Below are 17,740 nucleotides of genomic sequence, written 5' to 3'. Positions count from 1 at the left end.
CAGCCGTCACCGGGCTGCCGTCGACCACCGCCGCCGACTACCGCGGTGACGTTGCGGCGACCGCGCCGGGGCGGTCCTCACCGAGGTGCCATGCCCGGCAGCCCGGCGAACAGCACCTGGAACACCGACGGACCGTTCGAGTGCAAGGTCGTCGACGGTGCGTACGGATCGGATTCGGCGGTATCGGTGACCACATAGGGCGCATGCGAGCCGGGCACTCGATCGAGAATGCCGTCGCAGCGTGGCCCGCCGGTCGCATTGACCTTCGGTGCGTCCTCCGGATATTTGTACGCCTCCGCGCCGTACATGAAACTCGCGTTGAAGATCGCGCCCGGCTTGATGCCGCCGATCATGGCCTCGGCCAGTGGCATGGCCTTGGCCAAGCCGCGCACCACACAATTGAGCACCGGCTTGTATTCGTGCAGCAACTGCGCGGTCGGCAGCAGCAGTTCCAGCCCGGACACCAGCGGCTGTTCGCTTTCCCCGAGCACCGCGCCGGTGGTGTCGGCGAGGCCGATGAGATCGAGTAGCAGAGTGTCCAGCTCGGCGGTGTGCGCGCCGACGGTGGCGCTGGTGACGGTGGCATTGCCGAGGGTGCGCAGCAGGTCGGGCGCCGTATCGGCGTACGTCTCGGTGACCTGGGCCGCGCCCGCCACATCGCGGCGCAGCGCGGGCAGGTGCGGGTTGATCTCGCGCAGATATCGGTCGGCGTCGGCGAGCAGATCGCCCATGGTCGCGCCGCGTCCGTGCAGCGCGGTGCCGATGGCGGTGAGGGTGGCGTTGAGCTGGGCGGGATCGATGTGGTCGAGCACGTCGGTGAGTCGCTGGAAGACAGTATTGAATTCCACGGTCACGTCCTCGGCCCGCACCACCGCCCCCGGGCGCAGCGACGCCGTCGACGCGCGCGCGGGCGCCACGAAGTTGACGTACTTCGCGCCGAACACCGTGGTGGAGCGGATATCGACGCTCGCATCGGCGGGTACCAGCCCCAGCAGATCCGGCTCCAGTTCGAGCCGCAACCGCGCTCGGTCCCCCGCGTGCTCGATGCCGACGACCCGGCCGATCTGCGCGCCGCGAAACCGCACCTTGGCGTCCGGGTCGAGCACCAGCCCGCTGCGCGGTGCCTCGACGGTGACGGTCGCCGTCGTCGCGAAGCCGCCCGCGTACATCGACCAGGTGAGCACCAGCACTCCGGCGAGACCGAAAACCATTGCGGCCGCGGCGATTTTCCAGCGCAGTAGCTGCCACGTCACCCGGAGCAGCACGAAACGTTCGGTCCCGGTGTGTTGTCTCGAATCCACCGCTCACCTGCTTACCGACGAACCGGTACGGCACTGCCGCCTTGCGGACCGGGCGCGATCGAGGATCGCTTGCCGGGCCCAGTCGTGTCGTAGTACTGTCCAGACACGTGTCCATCATATGTCTGGACAGTGATCACCGGGAGGTTTTCGATGACTCTGGTGCAGCCGCAACGAGTTTCCGGCGGCGACTCCGAATACGGCCATCTCGACGAGTTCCGGGTCGACCCGATCGCGCTGATGCGCCGTGTGCGGGAGGAATGCGGCGACGTCGGCGCGTTCGAACTCGCCGGAAAACGGGTCATCCTGCTGACCGGGGCCGAGGCCAACGAGTTCTTCTTCCGCGCGGGCGATGAGGATCTGGATCAGGGTGCGGCGTATCCGTTCATGAAACCGATCTTCGGTGCGGGTGTGGTGTTCGACGCCAGCCCCGAGCGTCGCAAGGAAATGCTGCACAACCAGGCCCTGCGCGGCGATCAGATGCGCGGGCACGCCGCGACGATCGCCGCCGAGGTGGATCGGATGGTGGCGAACTGGGGTGATTCGGGAGAAATCGACCTGCTCGATTTCTTCGCCGAACTGACCATCTACACCTCCTCGGCCTGCCTGATCGGGGTGAAATTCCGCAATCAGCTCGACGGCCGGTTCGCGCAGCTGTATCACGATCTCGAACGCGGTACCGACGCACTGGCCTATGTGGATCCGTACGCACCGATCGAGAGTTTCCGCCGCCGCGATGCCGCGCGCCGGGAACTGGTGGCGCTGGTGCAGGAGATCATGGACACCCGCGCGGCGAATCCGCCCGCCGATGCCGGCGATCGCGACATGCTCGACGTGCTGGTCTCGGTGCCCGGCGAGGACGGCAAGCCACGATTCAGCGCCAGCGAGATCACCGGCATCTTCATCTCGATGATGTTCGCCGGGCACCACACCACCTCGGGTACCGCGGCGTGGAGCGTCATCGAATTGCTGCGGCACCCGGAGCAATTGCGGAAAGTGGTCGCCGAACTCGATGAGCTCTACAGCGACGGCTCCGATATCAGTTTCGGTGCGCTACGGCAGATCCCACAGCTCGAGGCGGTCCTGAAAGAGACGCTGCGGCTGCATCCGCCGCTGATCATCCTGATGCGGGTGGCGCGCGATGAATTCGAGGTGTGCGGTAGCCGGATCGAGCCCGGCGATATGGTCGCGGCGAGCCCGGCGATCTCGAACCGGATCGCCGAGGATTTCCCGCACCCGGATACCTTCGATCCCGGCCGCTATATCGATCCGAACCAGGAAGACATCCTCAACCGGTGGACCTGGATTCCGTTCGGCGCGGGCAGGCACCGCTGCGTCGGCGCGCCCTTCGCCTTGATGCAGTTGAAGGCGATCTTCTCGATCCTGCTGCGGGATTGGGAATTCGAGATGACCTTGCCCTCGGAGCAATACCGCAACGACCACAGCAAGATGGTGGTGCAGCTGGCGAAGCCCTGCACGGTGCGCTATCGCAGACGACAGAAATGAACAAATGAACAATGGGGCCCGCTCAGCCGAGCGGGCCCCATTGTTCATTGCCGCTTCAGAGCAGCGTGGTGCGTCCGTGCGGGTGCTAGGTCAGAGCAGCGCTTCGACCGCGGCGACCAGCGCGGCGTCGTCGGGAGTGGTGCGCGGACGGAACCGGCCGGCCACAGTGCCGTCGCGGGCGATCAGGAACTTCTCGAAGTTCCACTGGATATCGCCTGCCGCGCCCTCGGCGTCGGCCGTCTCCACCAGCCCCTGGTACAGCGGGTGCCTGCCCTCACCGTTGACGTCGGTCTTCTCCAGCAGCGGGAAATCCACGCCGTAGGTCATCGAGCAGAACTGCTGGATTTCCTCCGCGGTGCCCGGCTCCTGGCCCATGAACTGATTGCACGGCACGCCGACCACGCTGAATCCGCGGTCGCCGTAGCTCTTCTGGAGTTCGACCAGGCCCGAATATTGCGGGGTCAGCCCGCATTTGGAGGCCACGTTCACCAGCAGCACGACCCGGTCACCGACGAGTCCGGCGAGCGTTGACTGCTCACCGGACAGCGTGCGCACCGGAATGTCTCGAACGTTCACTCGTATCGCACCTGCCAATTCTTGATTCCGTTGATCCACCCCGAGCGCAACCGTACCGGATCGGCCACCGGGGTGATCTCGGGCATCGCGTCGGCAATGGCGTTGAACATGAGGTCGATTTCCAGCTTGGCCAGGTTGGCCCCGACGCAGTAGTGCGCGCCGGTGCCGCCGAAACCGACGTGCGGATTCGGGTCGCGCAGGATATCGAAGGTGAACGGGTCGGTGAAGCCGTCTTCATCGAAATTGGCCGAGCTGTAGAACAGGCCGAGGCGCTGACCTTTGGCGATGTGTTGTCCGCCCAGGGTGAGGTCCTCGGTGGCGGTGCGCTGGAAGGCGGTCACCGGGGTGGCCCAGCGCACGATTTCATCCGGTGCGGTGCGCGGGCGTTGCTTGCGGTAGAGCTCCCACTGTTCGGGATGGTCCACGAATGCCTTCATGCCGTGGGTGATCGCGTTGCGGGTTGTCTCATTGCCGGCGACGGCGAGCAGGATGACGAAGAACCCGAATTCGTCGGAGCCGAGCCCTTCGCCGTCGAGATCGGCGTTGATCAGTTGGGTGACGATATCGTCGACCGGGGTGGCCCGGCGCTGCTCGGCCATATTCCAGGCGTAGCCGAGGATTTCGGCCGAGGCCATGGTGGAATCGCCGTATTCGGGGTCGTCGTAGTTGAGCATCTGATTCGACCAGTCGAACAGCTTGCGCCGATCCTCTTGCGGAACGCCCAGCAGTTCGGCGATGGCCTGCAACGGCAACTCGCACGCGACCTGGGTGACGAAATCCCCGCCTCCGGTCTTCTTGGCCTCGTGCACGATCTTCGCGGCCCGTTCGGTGAGCGCCGCGCGTAGACCCTCCACCGCCCGCGGGGTGAAACCCTTGGAGATGATCCGGCGGATCTTGGAGTGCTTCGGCGGGTCCATATTGACCAGCAGTGCGCCGGTCACCTCCATCTGCTCGGGCGTGATGTCACCCGGCAACCGGATGATCGCGCCCTTTTCCTGCGAGGAGTACAGCTCCGGATGACGCGAGATCTCCTTGATATCGGCCAGCTTGCTGACCACCCAGAAGCCGCCGTCGCGGAAACCGCCGGAGCTCTCATCGGTTTGGGCGTTCCACCAGACCGGCGCGGTCCGGCGCAACTGCGCGAATTCCTCGACGGGGCTGCGTTCGGCCCACAGGGCCGGGTCGGTGAAATCGAATCCCGTGGGCAAGGTCGATGTCATGGGGTGTCCTTTCGGAATCGGTCACACGACCGTGAGGGGCAGCGGGATGCCGCGGTCGGCGAAGGTGAAACCGGCACCGGTGCTGACCTTGGCGATCGCGACTTCGATGGCCTCCCTGGCGGGCTCGTCGCCCAGCGCGATCCTGGCCGTCCATTCGTCCTCGGCCATGGCGGTCGCACTGACGTGGAAGCACGAATTGACCCCGCGCACCATGGCGTCGAGGGCCTTGGTGTGCTCTGGAGCGATCAGCGCCGGCCACGCGCCGTCGGCGACGGCATCGCTGTGCCGGGGGAAACGCAGCAGCACCGTGTCACCCTCCGCTTCCACCCGGATGCCGGTGTAGGGCAACGGGTTGACGGCGGGATGGTGGCGCAACACCTCGATCAGCGCGGGCACATCGGTGCCGAGCCCGAGCGCCGTGCGCAACCGTTCCGAGGTCAAACCGGCAATACCCGCGAATTGTTTGCGCAGGATATCGAGCGCGGATTCCGGATCCGTGCGCCTGCGCACCGCGATCGCGAAGGCGAGGGTGAGCAGATGATGTTGCAGGCACACCTCATCGGCCAGCCGGATCAGCGCCGAACGGGAGAAATCGGCGAAGCGGATATCGCTGAGCAGCGGCCCCGCATAGTCGCCGCGTCCTTCCTCGCCGGGATCGATGGCCGTCAGCCTGGTGTGCGCCGCCGCTGATCCCGCGACCAGCTCCGCGCCCTCCGGAACCGGTGGCGGGATATGGGCCGGATCGATGGTAACCGTCCACGCGCACACCGGCTTCCGGTCGGCCGGCTCGCGCGGCGGGCGATGCACCGGCCGCACCTGAGCGTGCGGATTGGTCGCCAGGGCCGTGGCGTCAAAGGTGGGGTCTTCGATGTCATGGCACATGGCGATGACGAAATCGGTACCGAGCGGCTCGACATCGGCCAGCGCTCCGCAATGGTCGAGCCAGAATTCGCCGTGCCGCTCGTCGTGTAACCGGTACCGGAAATCCATGAATTGTGGTGGGGCGCCGATATCGAATTGGAGCCCCTTGAAGATGGTCTCCACCGTGTCCCCGGTGAAACCGAGGGCTCGCTGCATGCGGCGGGTGTAGACCGGGCTGGCCAGCTGCCATTCGGTGATGGCCACCTCGGTCATGCCCTCGCGCCCGAAAGCGCCGATGGTGTGCGCCATTCCGGAGCGATCGATCAGATGCCCGCTCAACAGCAGTTCCGGCAGCAGCGTCGCGAGCGTGTCCCGCGAGAGATCCGCGTAATTGCTCATCGGTTCGGACATGCCGTCACCACAGCGGAACCGGGGATTCACCGATGCGGTACCAGCCGGGCAGCGGCTCACCCGATACCGAACGCTGGATCCGCTTCTGCATGCCTTCGGTCAGCGCGTTCTGCTGGATCATCTCCATGAACAGCGCCGACACATTGCCGAAGTCGAAGAAATCGCGCTGCCACGACCACTGGAAATTGCCACCGTAGCGGAACCAGCTGCCGCCGATACCGTGCGGACTGTAGTGGCTGCCGTCGGCCCTGGTGACATCGGCGAGCTGCTTCCACAGCCCGATGACATTGCCCGACCGCTCATCGATGACGAATTCCTGATAGGGATAGGTCCACCCCTCCAGGCCCTGCATCTCCTGCACCAGCGCCAGATCCCGGATCTCGTCGCGACCGACCGCCATGAATTCCTGGGTCGGGCCGTAGTTCCAGCCGTAGGTGGCGTCCTCGGTGTACATCTCGGCCAGCGGCGCCCAGTCACGCTTGTCCTCACAGCTGCGGTTGGCCTCCACCCAGCGCCGCACCATCTCGTCGAGTTCCGCGCGATCGAAACCTGCCATCACCGTCTACCTTCCTGAGATTCGCCGGTCCCGCTCGACGCGGAATCGGTGGCGGCATCGTCGACGATCGACAACGCCTGGGTCGGGCAGTACCGCACTGCCCGTTCGATGTCCGGGCGGGCGGCGTCATCGGGGTTCTCGTTCTCGACGACGACCTGCCCGCGTTTGGGGACCGTGAAGATGTCGGGGGCCTCGTCCTGGCAGACCGCATGCCCCTGGCACAGATCCAGATCGACCCGTATCCGCACCGCTACTCCCCTTCCGGCGCGCGCCGGGAGGTGCGGCGCTGCCGTAGCGGCGCCTCCGGCTGTACCTCCACCGACACCAGATGCGATCCGCGCGGCGTACTCACCACCGCCACCACCGCGGCCGCGAGATCGGAGGCCCGCAGCATGTACGGATGCCGGGCGAAACCCCAGTCCTTCCAGTCCTCGAGCAACGGACCCACCACCTCGGGGGTGGAATTCATGCCCATGCCGGTGAGCGTCGGGCCTGGTCGCACCATGGAGGCGCGGATCCCGCTGCCCTCCAATTCCATCCGCAACTGGGTGACCATGGCTTCCAGCCCGGCCTTGGCGGCGCTATAGGCGCCGGTGCGCGGACGCGGCGCGGGCGCACAGTCGGAGCTGATCAGCACCAGATCGCCGCGCTGCCGCTCGACCATGCCCGGCAGTACCGCGTGCACCAGCCGGTGCGCGCCGATCAGATGCACCTGCACCTGCTGGGCAAAACGTTCCGGGTCCATCTCCTCGACCAGCGAGAATTCGATATCACCCGCGCCGGAGACCAGGATCTCGGCCGGGCCGTGCGCCCGCTCGGCGGCCGTAACGAATTCCTCGACCGAGGCCGCGTCGGTGACGTCGAGCCGCTGGGCGATGGCCTCGCCGCCGTCGGCGCGGATCTTGCCGGCGAGTTCTTCGCACAGCTCCACGCGCCGGGCGCCGAGCGTCACCGGGTGGCCGAGTTCGGCGAGGGCGACGGCGGTGGCGGCGCCGATGCCGGAGGACGCGCCGGCGATCAGGGCGGGCCGCCGGGCGGGGTGGGGTTCGAAGCGCGGCATCAGCGCACCTCCTGTCTCGGGGTGTGATCGGTTCGGGTGGGCGGCGTCATCGGGGCCGCACCGAGATCGGAAGCCGGGCGAACCCGCGCACATTGGTCGAATGCACCCGCTCGACCTCCGCCTCGTGCACCTCGTAGGCGCGCGTGCGGGCGGCGAACTCCTCGAGCGCGACGGTGGCCTCCAGGCGGGCCAGGTGCGCGCCGAGGCAGAAGTGCACGCCCGCACCGAAACTCACCAGCGCACCCTTGTCGTTGCGTTCGATGCGGTAGCTGTCGGCGTCGTCGAACACCTCGGCATCGCGATTGGCCGAACCGATCAGCAGCAGTACCTTCGACCCCGCCGGGATGACGCCACCGTGCTGCGGGATATCCACCGTCGCGGTGCGCGCGACGATCTGGCTCGAGGTGTCATAGCGCAGGGTCTCCTCGACCCAATCGGCGACCATGCCCGGGTCGGCGGCGACCTTGGCGTACTCGCCGGGATTGCGCGCTCCCCAGTACAGCGCATTGCCGAGCAGTTTGGTGGTGGTCTCGTTCCCGGCGATCACCATCAGGAACATGAAGCCGATGATTTCCTGATCGGTGAGGCGGTCGCCGTCGATCTCGGCGTCGAGCAGCGCGGAAGTGAGATCGTCGAGTGGCTGCTTGCGGCGCTGGGCCACCATCTCGGTGTAGTAGCCGATCAGCGCGACCGAGGCCTCGATGGCGGCCATCGGCACGTCGAGCACACCGTCCTCGCGGTGGACCACCAGGTCGGCGAGCCTGCGGATCTCGGCGCGATCGGCGGCGGGCACCCCGAGCATCTCGGAGATGACGTCCATCGGCAGTTTGCCCGCGAAATCCTCGATCCAGTCGAGCTTCTCGCCCGCGAAGCCGGGTTCGAGATGTTCGAGGGTGAGCTCGCGGATGCGGTCGGTCATCTCGGCGACCCGTTTGGGCGTGAATCCTTTGAACACCAGCCGGCGCATCCGCATATGCCGCGGATCGTCCATGGCCAGGAACGACATCACGTGATGGGCGTGCGGCCCCCACGCGGCGGGATCCAGCGATACCCCGTTGGCACTGGAGAGCCGGGTGGCATCACGGAAGCCGGCGAAGACGTCGGCGTGCCGGGACAACGCCCAGAAATCCAGGTCGGGGTTGTAGTACAGCGGCGCCTCGGCGCGCAGCCGCCGATAGACGGGGTAGGGATCCTCGTGGAAGGCGTAGTCATAGGGATCGAAGATCAGTGGTTCCACCGACGCGGCCGTCATCGCGCCCACCTCGCATTCGATAACCAGTTCTCCGCTGAGATCCGGCCGTCACCGTCCGGTAGAGACACATAGCTGGACATGTGTCTGGACGGTACCAGCGTCCCCGCCCGCCGACAACGATTCCGGCGGTTTAGCCAGCATTATTGCCCTTCGCGTACCGATTTCCCCGCACGAAGCAGTCGGGTTGCGCCCACCGTGGATCCCCGTGGCGGTTGACTGGTTTTCTAGAACAAGTTCTTGCCTAACCGAAAGAGCCCGGACTATATTCCGTACACCTGTCCAGACACTTACGGAGTCGACTATGAACAGTCTGCTGTCCGCAGACGGTGCTCCCCTGCTGATCGGCGCGACGCTGATCGACAAGGGCGGTGCCGGCGTCTTCAGCACCGTGAACCCGGCGACCGAGGAGGAACTCGGGCACGCCGCCAATGCCGACGCCGCCGATATGGACGCTGCCATCGCCGCCGCCCGCACGGCTTTCGACACCACGGACTGGTCCCGCGACCACGCCTTCCGCGCGCACTGCCTCACTCAGCTGCGCACCGCGCTCCAGGACAATGTCGAGCAGCTGCGCGAGATCACCGTCGCCGAGGCGGGCGCGCCCATCATGTTCACCCGCGGACCGCAGCTGGAAGGCCCGATCGCCGACCTGGACTTCGCCGCGAAGCTGGCCGAGAACTACAACTGGGAAACCGATCTCGGCGTCGCCGCGCCGATGGGCATCAGCAGCCGCCGGGTGCTGCGGCGCGAGGCGACCGGCGTGGTCGGCGCCATCACCCCGTGGAATTTCCCGCACCAGATCAATTTCGCCAAGCTCGGCCCGGCGCTCGCGGCGGGCAATACCGTCGTGCTCAAACCCGCGCCGGACACCCCGTGGTGCGCGGCGGCGGTCGGACGGATCATCGCCGAGCACACCGATATCCCGGCGGGCGTGGTGAACATCGTGACCTCCGATGATCACAGTCTCGGCGCGCAGCTGAGTTCCGACCCGCGCGTGGACATGGTGAGCTTCACCGGGTCCACCGCCACCGGTCGCGCGGTGATGACGGCGGCCGCGGCCACCATCAAGAAGACCTTCCTCGAACTCGGCGGTAAATCGGCGGCCATCGTGCTCGACGATGCCGATATCGGCGCGGCCGTCGGCGTCACCGCCTTCTCGGTGTGTGTGCATGCCGGGCAGGGCTGTGCGCTGACCACCCGGCTGCTGGTCCCCCGCGCCGCCTACGAGCAGGCCGTGCAGATCGCGGCGACCACCATGGGCGGCATAGTCCCCGGCGATCCGTCCGCCCCCGGCACCGTCTGCGGCCCGCTCATCTCGGCCCGGCAGCGCGACCGGGTGGAACGTTATCTGGCGATCGCCCGGGACGAGGGCGGGCGCATCGTGGCCGGCGGCGGACGTCCGGCCGGGCGCGACCGCGGCTACTTCATCGAACCGACGCTGATCGCCGACGTTGCACCCGACTCCGCCATCGCCACCGAGGAGATCTTCGGCCCGGTGCTCGTGGTGATCCCGCACGACGGCGACGACGACGCCATCCGCCTGGCCAACGACTCCCCCTACGGCCTGTCCGGCGCGGTATGGGGCACCGATCCGGAACGCATCCGCCGCGTCACCGACGGCGTGCGCACCGGGACGCTCGGCGTCAACGGCGGCATCTGGTACTCCGCCGACGCACCGTTCGGCGGATACAAGCAGTCCGGAATCGGGCGCGAGATGGGCGTGGCCGGGTTCGAGGAATACCTGGAAACCAAGCTCATCGCCACCGCCGAACCCAGCTGACCGCCACCCCTACCTCATCAGGAGCACCCATCATGGTCCGTTTCACCGGAAAGTCGGCCATCGTCACCGGAGCCGCGCGCGGCATCGGCGCCGCCTACGCCCAAGCCTTGGCCGCCGAGGGCGCCAATGTCGTGGTCGCCGACCGCAATACCGAACTCGGCACGGCGGTCGCGGAGAAGATCGTGGCCGACGGCGGCTCGGCCGTCTTCGCCGAGGTCGACGTCTCCGATCCGGAATCCGCCACGGCGCTGGCCGATTTCACGGTCGAGAAATTCGGCGGCATCGACCACCTGGTCAACAATGCCGCCATCTACGGCGATATGAAGCTGGACCTGCTGCTCACCGTGCCGTGGGACTACTACCAGCGGTTCATGAACGTCAACCTCAACGGCGCGCTGATCATGACCCGCGCGGTCTGGCAGCACATGGCCGCGCGGGGCGGCGGGTCGATCGTCAACCAGTCCTCCACCGCGGCGTGGGTGTATTCGGGGTTCTACGGGCTGGCGAAGGTCGGCATCAACGGCCTGACCCAGCAGCTGGCCTTCGAGCTCGGTGGTTCGAAGATCCGCATCAATGCGATCGCCCCCGGACCTATTGATACCGAAGCCACCAAAACCGTGACGCCGGGTGTCATCGTCGAGGACATGATCAAGCGGCTGCCGCTCAAGCGGATGGGCACCCCGGAGGATCTGGTCGGCGCCTGCCTGTACCTGTTGTCGGACGAGGCGAGCTGGGTCACCGGACAGATCTTCAATGTCGATGGCGGGCAGGTGTTCCGGTCGTGAGTACCCCGGAGGCCGGTGCCAGGGTCGGCTTCATCGGCCTGGGGAGCATGGGCGCCCCGATGGCGAAGCGGCTGCTCGACTGGCCGGGCGGGCTCACCGTCTGCGATACCCGCGCCGAGGCGGTGGCGCCGTTCACCGACGCCGGCGCCGAGTCCGCGTCCACGGCGGCCGAACTCGCCGCCAAGTGCGCGGTGATCTCGGTGGTCGTGGTCGACGACGCGCAGGTCCGCCAGGTGGTGGCCGGTCCCGGCGGGCTGCTGGAGACCGCCGCCCCCGGCACCGTCGTCGCGGTGCACTCCACCATCAGCGATTCGACGGCGGTCGACCTGGCCGCTCGATGCGCCGAGCACGGAGTGGAACTGGTCGACGCACCGGTCAGCGGTGGCGCGCCCGGCGCGAACCGTGGTGCGCTGGCGGTGATGGTCGGCGGCAGCGAGACGGCCTTCGCCCGAGTGCGCGAACCGTTCAGGTGTTTCGGCGACCTCATCGTGCACGCCGGGCCGGTGGGTGCCGGAACTCGAATGAAGCTGGCCCGCAACCTGGTTCATTTCGTCGCCTTCACCGCGGCCACCGAGGCCCAGCGGCTGGCCGAGGCGGCCGGACTCGATATCACCACGCTCGGCAAGGTGGTCCGCCATTCCGACGCCGTGACCGGTGGGCCCGGCGCCATCATGCTGCGCGAGCGCACCGGCCCGATCGCCGAGGGCGATTTCTGGCTGCCGATCATGGGCCACGTGCGCGATCTCGGCGACAAGGATCTGGCCCTGGCGCTGGATCTGGGCCGCAGGCTCGGCATCGACCTGCCGCTGGCCGCGCTGGCGCGCGAGCATCTCGGGCCGGGTCTCGGTGTTCCGCCGCCCGCGCCGGAGGGCTCATGAGCCGACGATCAAGCCACGCGCCGACCCCATCGGGCGCCCCGACCACCGCCGACCAGGAGATGCCCGCATGAGCGAACCGACCGAACCCAACGGCACCCAACCCACCCTGCGTGAACGCGGCCTGGCGAAGATGGAGGAGGTGTACGGCACGCCCTTCCAGGACTATCCCAGCGACCATTTCGCGATGACCGCCGACCACCTGTTCGCCAACGTCTGGTCCCGGCCGGGCTTGAGCATCCGCGATCGCAGGCTGGTGCTGCTCGGCGCGCTCACCGCCCAGGGCCTGATGGACACCGCGGCCATCCAGATCGGGGCTGCCCTGCGCAACGGTGAACTCACCGAGGAAGAACTGCACGAGATCGCACTGTTCCTGTGCCACTACATCGGCTGGCCGAACGGCAGCAAGCTCGACATCTCGATCACCACGATCGTCGGGCAGCAGAAGAAGGCGGCGCGGGACAAGCAGAAGCAGCAGGAATCCGCAGCCGAGCCACCGAAGCCATGACGTCGCGCGGACCCGGATTTGTGAGGAGTACACAGCATGGCTGAATCGACACCGACCACCGTTCGCCCGCTGCCCGTGACGGAGGTGGCGAGCTGGGATCACACCGCCGACGTCGTCGTCGCCGGTTACGGCATCGCCGGGGTGTGCGCCGCGATCGAGGCCGCACGCGCCGGCGCGAGCGTGCTGATCCTGGAACGCACCGGCGGCTGGGGTGGTGCGGCCGCGCTGGCCGGCGGATTCATCTACCTCGGCGGCGGCACCCCATTGCAGCGGGCGCTCGGCTTCGACGACACCCCGCAGAACATGGCCGAGTTCCTGCTGGCGGCGCTCGGACCGGGGGCGGACCGGGAGAAGATCATCGACTACTGCGAGGGCAGCGTCGAACACTACGAATGGCTGGTGGCCAACGGGGTGCCGTTCAAGGAGGAGTTCTGGGCCGAACCCGGCTGGGAGCCGCCACACGACGAGGGCCTGATGTACACCGGCGGCGAGAACGCGGCGCCGTTCAACACCATCGCCGACCCGGCCCCGCGCGGCCACGTGCCGCAGATGGCCGATAAGCGCACCGGGGAGAAGGGCGGCGGCTACATGCTCATGAAGCCACTGGCCGAGACCGCCGAAAAGCTCGGCGTCGGTGTCGAATACGACATGCGGATCCAGCGCCTGGTGGTCGACGGCGAGCGGGTGGTCGGCGTGATCGCCAAACGCTACGGACAGCAGGTCGCGATCCGAGCCGAGCGCGGCGTGGTGCTCGCCACCGGCAGCTTCGCCTACCAGCAGCAGATGATCGAGGGGTACGCACCGCGGCTGATCGGACGGCCCGCGGCCGCCATCGAGGAACACGACGGCATCGGCATCCGGGTGGCCCAGGCCCTCGGCGCCGAGCTGGCCCACATGGACGCCACCGAGGTCGCCTTCTTCGGCGATCCGCAGATGCTCGCGCGCGGCATCCTCGTCAACGGGCGCGGCCAGCGCTACATCGCCGAGGACACCTATCCCGGCCGGATCGGCCAGGCCACCCTGATCCAGCAGGACAACCAGGCCTATCTGATCATCGGCGAGGCCGCCTACGAACAAGCGCTCATCACCGAGACCTCGACTCCCTTCTTCCGTCAGCCGCCCACCTGGGCCGCGGAATCGGTCGCCGAACTCGAGTCCGAGATGGGGCTGCCCGCGGGCGCGCTCACCTCGACGGTCGAGGTGTACAACCGGCACGCCGCTGAGGGCGCCGATCCGCTGCTCGGCAAGAAGCCGGAATGGGTGACGCCGATCGAGGGCGCGGTCGCCGGCTTCGACATGCGCGGATTCACCGCGGGATTCACCCTCGGCGGGCTGCGCACCGATCTGGACAGCCGGGTGCTGCACGTCGACGGGCAACCCATCGCCGGGCTGTACGCCGCCGGGCGCTGCACCTCCGGGATCTGCGCCGGCGGCTACGTCAGCGGGGCCTCGCTCGGCGACGGCAGCTTCTACGGACGCCGCGCGGGCATCGCCGCGGCCAAGAACTGAGAATGTAGTATCCAGACACATGTCCGAAGGCGATTCCATCATCCTCGAGGCGACCCGGCGTCGCCTCACCGAGAAGCAGGCCGACACCGTCGACAAGCTGACCAAGGCGGCGGTGGAGGTCCTCGCGCGCGAAGGATTCGCGGGGATGACCATCCGGATGGTCGCCGCGGCGGCCGGGGTCGGCACGGCCACCGCCTACACCTACTTCTCCTCCAAGGAACATCTGGTCGCCGAGATCTTCTGGCGGCGGCTGGCGGCCTCACCGTCGCCGGTCAGCGACGACCCCGACCCCAAGGTCCGGGTGGTTGCCGAACTGCGCAATATCGCCATGCTCGTCGCCGATGAGCAGCAGGTGTCCGGCGCGGTGACCAGCGCACTGCTCGGCCGCGATCCCGATGTGGCGCATCTGCGCGGCCGGATCGGCGGCGAGATCCGCAAACGGATCGTGCGCGCGCTCGGTGCCGATGCCGACGACGACGTCGTCGAATCGCTGGAACTGCTCTACGCGGGCGCCTTGGTGCGCGCGGGCATGGGATATGGCTCGTACTCCGAAATCGCCGACCGCATCGAGAAATCCGCGCTGCTCATCCTGGGCTGACCTCACCTGAACGGAAACCGCTGTGCCGACCAAACGCCCACCCAAGCTCGATTCGCCGTTGGTACCGAAGATCATCAAGCTCATGTCGCGCGCGCATGTGTGGCTGTACCAGCGCAGCGGCGGCCGGATCGGCAAGAACTGGCGCGTCGGGGCAGCCTTCCGCAAACCCGCGCCCAATCTGCTGCTCGAACATCGAGGACGCAAGTCCGGCAAGGTGTTCACCACACCGCTGGTGTACCTGGTCGACGGCGCGAATCTGGTGGTCGTGGCCTCACAGGGCGGGCTGCCGAACAATCCGCAGTGGTACCACAATCTGGTCGCCGATCCCGAGGCCGCGGTGCAGATCGGCACCGAACGCCGGCTGGTGCGGGCCCACGTCGCCGACGATGCGGAGCGCGCGCGGTTGTGGCCGATGCTGGTGGATCTGTACGCCGATTTCGACAGCTACCAGTCGTGGACCGACCGAAAGATTCCGGTGGTCGTCCTCGAACCCCGGTAATTCGGCTGAGCTGCCGAGAAATCCGACCGTAGTCGGATCTATCCGGCCCGTTCACCCGATAGCGTGGACTCCGACGTCGACAGAAGGGGCGGGTTCATCGATGAGCACGAGAACGGTCGCGCGGCAGTGCACGCTGTGCGAGGCGCATTGCGGAATCCTGGTCACGGTCGAAGACGAGCGGGTCACCCGCATCGAGGGCAATCGCGAGGACGTGCTGTCCAAGGGCTACATCTGCCCGAAGGCCACGGCCATGGGCGGCCTGCACCACGATCCGGACCGGCTGCGCACGCCGATGCGGCGCGTCGGCGACGGCTTCGAGCCGATCGGATGGGACGAGGCGTTCGGCGAGATCGGCCGGCGTCTCCGCGCGATCCGCTCCGCGCACGGCCCCAGCGCCATCGGCATGTACATGGGCAACCCGGCCGCGCACAGCACCTCGGTGCTCTACGGCGGCCTGCTGCGCGCCGCCCTGATGACCAGGAACTTCTTCTCCGCCTCCTCGATCGACCAATTCCCGCAGGAATTCACGGCCTGGCGGATGTTCGGTTCCAACGTGCTGATGCCGGTGGCCGATATCGACCGCACCGACCGGCTGGTGATCCTCGGCGCCAACCCGGCGGTCTCGAACGGATCCATCACCACCATGCCCGGCGCCAAGCAGCGCATCCGCGATGTGCGCGGGCGCGGCGGCAGCGTCGTCGTCATCGACCCGCGGCGCACCGAGACGGCGCGGCTGGCCGACGAGCACGTCGCCGTCGCACCGGGCGGAGATGTGTATCTGCTGCTCGGCATGCTGCACGTGCTGGTCGCCGAAAAGTTGTACGACGAGCGCGCCGTGGGCGAACAATGCGCCGGCTGGGAACGGTTGCGCCGCTTGGTCGCCGACACCACGCCGGAAACCATGGCACCGCACGCGGGCGTCGACGCCGACACCATCCGGCGCCTGGCCCGCGATCACGCGGCGGCGCCCTCGGCGGTGCTGTACGCCAGGATCGGGGTGTGCCAGCAGGTCACGGGCACGCTGACGCACTGGCTGGTCAACACGATCAACGCCGTCACCGGAAATCTCGACCGGGCCGGCGGCCAGATGTTCGGCACTCCACCCGTCGACGCCGCTCGCTACGCGAAATACCTGCCGATGGGCCACGGCGCGTGGACCGACCGCTCGGGAGCGCACAAATCCTTCCGCAGCGAGCTACCCGTCGGTGTGCTGGCCGAGGAGATCCTGACCGAGGGGCCCGGCCAGATCAAGGCGATGATCACCTACGCCGGGAATCCGGTGCTGTCCACCCCGCAGGGCGGGCGGCTGGAAGCGGCGCTGTCCTCGCTCGATTTCTATGTGGCCGTGGACATGTACATCACCGAGACCACGCGCCACGCCGATATCATCCTGCCGCCGGTGTCCCCGCTGGAACGCGAGGAACTCAACATCCTGTTCCCGGTGTTCAGTGTGCGCAACAACGCCCGCTACGACGCCAAGGTGTTCGACCCACCCGCCGATGCCATGGAGGACTGGCAGATCCTGGCCCGGCTGATCACCGAGGTGGTGCCGCTGCCCGTCCGCCGGCTCACCGGGCGCGCCGCCGATGCGGTGTTCGCGCAACTGAGTCCGCAACGGATGATCGCCGCCGCCGTCGCGACGGGCCCGTACGGTGTGCTGCGCAAGGGTCGTAAGGGGTTGACCATCAAGCGGATCCGCGAGGCCGCGGGCGGCGTCGACCTCGGCCCCTTGCGGCCGCGGCTGCCCGAACTCATCGGTACCCGCGACCGTAAGGTGCAGCTCGCGCCGCCCGACTTCCTGCGCGCCATCACCGCCGTGCTCGACGATGCCGCGGCCGGTCGGGCACTGACCGCCCCCGGCGAAGGCTTCGACCTCAAACTCATCGGCCGGCGCCACCTGCGCAGCAACAATTCCTGGCTGCACAACATCCCGACGATGATGAAGGGCCGCGACCGCTGCACCGTGCTCATGCACCCCGACGACGCCACCGAACGCGGTCTCGCCGACGGTGATTCGGCCACCGTCGCCTCCCCCGTCGGCGCGATCACGCTGCCGGTCGAGATCAGCGACGACATCCGCCGCGGCGTCGTCGCCATCCCGCACGGCTGGGGCCATGGTGCACCCGGCGTCGGCTGGAGTGTGGCCGCCGCCAAGCCGGGCGTCAACGTGAACCTGCTGCACGACCCGTCGCTCACCGACCCGCTCTCGGGCGCGGCCGCGGTGAACAACACCTGGGTGCGGGTGAGCGCGGTGACGCCCGGCGCCGCCGCGACGGCCGCGGTGTCGACCACCGCGGCGCCCTGACCGATATCCGGCACGGCCACTGTCACCCGGCGACGCCGGGGCAACGGGCACCCACGTGCGCCGAAAGGCCGGGTGGGCGTTTCACCGGCCCGCGTGACGCTCCGGGGCAAGCCCGATGCGTCACGCGGAATCCGCCCGAGG

General features: G+C 67.8%; 17 protein-coding genes. 9 read left to right on the top strand and 8 right to left on the bottom strand.

Going from position 1 to position 17,740, the window contains the following annotated elements; translation table 11 throughout:
• Nucleotides 1–77: 77 nt before the first annotated feature.
• Entirely contained in the window at nt 78–1,211 is a 1,134-nt protein-coding gene (locus tag AC5W7N_RS17060) for an MCE family protein (RefSeq protein ID WP_195006984.1), read from the bottom strand.
• A 240-nt stretch (nt 1,212–1,451) separates the two neighbouring features.
• Here AC5W7N_RS17060 and AC5W7N_RS17055 point away from each other — a divergent pair, with 240 nt between their 5' ends.
• On the top strand, nt 1,452–2,804 hold the full coding sequence (locus tag AC5W7N_RS17055) for a lanosterol 14-alpha demethylase (protein WP_194992364.1): 1,353 nt from the start codon (nt 1,452–1,454) through the stop codon (nt 2,802–2,804).
• Between the two features lie 90 nt (nt 2,805–2,894).
• On the opposite strand, the gene AC5W7N_RS17050 is transcribed toward AC5W7N_RS17055, so the two are convergent.
• Genes AC5W7N_RS17050 through AC5W7N_RS17020 form a run of 7 tightly spaced genes read right to left on the bottom strand, consistent with a single transcriptional unit; the run spans nt 2,895 to nt 8,740 of the window.
• Nucleotides 2,895–3,380, bottom strand: coding sequence for a glutathione peroxidase (locus AC5W7N_RS17050; RefSeq protein WP_163809380.1), 486 nt, complete (start codon nt 3,378–3,380; stop codon nt 2,895–2,897).
• A complete protein-coding gene (locus tag AC5W7N_RS17045; protein WP_495921881.1) occupies nt 3,377–4,600 on the bottom strand; it encodes a cytochrome P450 in 1,224 nt (407 codons plus the stop codon). The genes AC5W7N_RS17050 and AC5W7N_RS17045 overlap by 4 nt, the downstream gene beginning before the upstream one ends.
• Nucleotides 4,601–4,621: 21 nt before the next feature.
• Complete coding sequence (locus AC5W7N_RS17040) at nt 4,622–5,872, bottom strand: hypothetical protein (RefSeq protein ID WP_490724751.1); 1,251 nt, start codon at nt 5,870–5,872, stop codon at nt 4,622–4,624.
• A gap of 4 nt (nt 5,873–5,876) precedes the next feature.
• Entirely contained in the window at nt 5,877–6,428 is a 552-nt protein-coding gene (locus AC5W7N_RS17035; RefSeq protein ID WP_163809374.1) for a Cif family virulence factor, read from the bottom strand.
• Complete coding sequence (locus AC5W7N_RS17030; RefSeq protein WP_163809372.1) at nt 6,428–6,676, bottom strand: ferredoxin; 249 nt, start codon at nt 6,674–6,676, stop codon at nt 6,428–6,430. The genes AC5W7N_RS17035 and AC5W7N_RS17030 overlap by 1 nt, the downstream gene beginning before the upstream one ends.
• A gap of 2 nt (nt 6,677–6,678) precedes the next feature.
• On the bottom strand, nt 6,679–7,488 hold the full coding sequence (locus tag AC5W7N_RS17025; protein WP_163809370.1) for an SDR family oxidoreductase: 810 nt from the start codon (nt 7,486–7,488) through the stop codon (nt 6,679–6,681).
• Nucleotides 7,489–7,534: 46 nt separating this feature from the next.
• Complete coding sequence (locus AC5W7N_RS17020) at nt 7,535–8,740, bottom strand: cytochrome P450 (protein WP_194991472.1); 1,206 nt, start codon at nt 8,738–8,740, stop codon at nt 7,535–7,537.
• Between the two features lie 301 nt (nt 8,741–9,041).
• On the opposite strand from AC5W7N_RS17020, the gene AC5W7N_RS17015 reads away from it, so the two are divergent.
• The 8 genes from AC5W7N_RS17015 to AC5W7N_RS16980 all read left to right on the top strand — a co-directional run bounded on the left by AC5W7N_RS17015 (nt 9,042) and on the right by AC5W7N_RS16980 (nt 17,599).
• On the top strand, nt 9,042–10,520 hold the full coding sequence (locus AC5W7N_RS17015; RefSeq protein WP_194991471.1) for an aldehyde dehydrogenase: 1,479 nt from the start codon (nt 9,042–9,044) through the stop codon (nt 10,518–10,520).
• A gap of 32 nt (nt 10,521–10,552) precedes the next feature.
• Complete coding sequence (locus AC5W7N_RS17010) at nt 10,553–11,305, top strand: SDR family oxidoreductase (protein ID WP_163809363.1); 753 nt, start codon at nt 10,553–10,555, stop codon at nt 11,303–11,305.
• Between the two features lie 47 nt (nt 11,306–11,352).
• Entirely contained in the window at nt 11,353–12,183 is an 831-nt protein-coding gene (locus tag AC5W7N_RS17005) for an NAD(P)-dependent oxidoreductase (RefSeq protein ID WP_228815631.1), read from the top strand.
• Between the two features lie 67 nt (nt 12,184–12,250).
• Complete coding sequence (locus AC5W7N_RS17000; RefSeq protein WP_194991469.1) at nt 12,251–12,688, top strand: carboxymuconolactone decarboxylase family protein; 438 nt, start codon at nt 12,251–12,253, stop codon at nt 12,686–12,688.
• Between the two features lie 36 nt (nt 12,689–12,724).
• The gene (locus tag AC5W7N_RS16995) at nt 12,725–14,197 is read left to right on the top strand and encodes an FAD-dependent oxidoreductase (RefSeq protein ID WP_195019920.1); all 1,473 of its coding nucleotides are present in this window, start codon (nt 12,725–12,727) and stop codon (nt 14,195–14,197) included.
• Between the two features lie 19 nt (nt 14,198–14,216).
• Nucleotides 14,217–14,795, top strand: coding sequence for a TetR/AcrR family transcriptional regulator (locus AC5W7N_RS16990; RefSeq protein ID WP_163809355.1), 579 nt, complete (start codon nt 14,217–14,219; stop codon nt 14,793–14,795).
• A 22-nt stretch (nt 14,796–14,817) separates the two neighbouring features.
• Nucleotides 14,818–15,294 carry a nitroreductase family deazaflavin-dependent oxidoreductase gene (locus AC5W7N_RS16985; RefSeq protein WP_163809353.1) on the top strand — a complete coding sequence of 159 codons (477 nt, stop codon included), beginning with the start codon at nt 14,818–14,820 and terminating at the stop codon, nt 15,292–15,294.
• Between the two features lie 100 nt (nt 15,295–15,394).
• Nucleotides 15,395–17,599 carry a molybdopterin oxidoreductase family protein gene (locus AC5W7N_RS16980; RefSeq protein ID WP_195019921.1) on the top strand — a complete coding sequence of 735 codons (2,205 nt, stop codon included), beginning with the start codon at nt 15,395–15,397 and terminating at the stop codon, nt 17,597–17,599.
• Nucleotides 17,600–17,740 lie beyond the last annotated feature (141 nt).

The organism is Nocardia sp. CDC519, assembly GCF_059509835.1.
Note: the sequence above shows the minus strand (reverse complement) of the source record. Positions and strands in the feature narration are given on the sequence as shown.

Excerpts from the sequence above, each read along its gene's own strand:
- AC5W7N_RS17060 (WP_195006984.1), bottom strand. The coding sequence starts at position 1,211 with ATGGTTTTCGGTCTCGCCGGAGTGCTGGTGCTCACCTGGTCGATGTAC.
- AC5W7N_RS17055 (WP_194992364.1), top strand. The coding sequence starts at position 1,452 with ATGACTCTGGTGCAGCCGCAACGAGTTTCCGGCGGCGACTCCGAATAC.
- AC5W7N_RS17045 (WP_495921881.1), bottom strand. The coding sequence starts at position 4,600 with ATGACATCGACCTTGCCCACGGGATTCGATTTCACCGACCCGGCCCTG.
- AC5W7N_RS17040 (WP_490724751.1), bottom strand. The coding sequence starts at position 5,872 with ATGTCCGAACCGATGAGCAATTACGCGGATCTCTCGCGGGACACGCTC.
- AC5W7N_RS17035 (WP_163809374.1), bottom strand. The coding sequence starts at position 6,428 with ATGGCAGGTTTCGATCGCGCGGAACTCGACGAGATGGTGCGGCGCTGG.
- AC5W7N_RS17025 (WP_163809370.1), bottom strand. The coding sequence starts at position 7,488 with ATGCCGCGCTTCGAACCCCACCCCGCCCGGCGGCCCGCCCTGATCGCC.
- AC5W7N_RS17020 (WP_194991472.1), bottom strand. The coding sequence starts at position 8,740 with ATGACGGCCGCGTCGGTGGAACCACTGATCTTCGATCCCTATGACTAC.
- AC5W7N_RS17015 (WP_194991471.1), top strand. The coding sequence starts at position 9,042 with ATGAACAGTCTGCTGTCCGCAGACGGTGCTCCCCTGCTGATCGGCGCG.
- AC5W7N_RS17010 (WP_163809363.1), top strand. The coding sequence starts at position 10,553 with ATGGTCCGTTTCACCGGAAAGTCGGCCATCGTCACCGGAGCCGCGCGC.
- AC5W7N_RS17005 (WP_228815631.1), top strand. The coding sequence starts at position 11,353 with ATGGGCGCCCCGATGGCGAAGCGGCTGCTCGACTGGCCGGGCGGGCTC.
- AC5W7N_RS17000 (WP_194991469.1), top strand. The coding sequence starts at position 12,251 with ATGAGCGAACCGACCGAACCCAACGGCACCCAACCCACCCTGCGTGAA.
- AC5W7N_RS16995 (WP_195019920.1), top strand. The coding sequence starts at position 12,725 with ATGGCTGAATCGACACCGACCACCGTTCGCCCGCTGCCCGTGACGGAG.
- AC5W7N_RS16990 (WP_163809355.1), top strand. The coding sequence starts at position 14,217 with ATGTCCGAAGGCGATTCCATCATCCTCGAGGCGACCCGGCGTCGCCTC.
- AC5W7N_RS16980 (WP_195019921.1), top strand. The coding sequence starts at position 15,395 with ATGAGCACGAGAACGGTCGCGCGGCAGTGCACGCTGTGCGAGGCGCAT.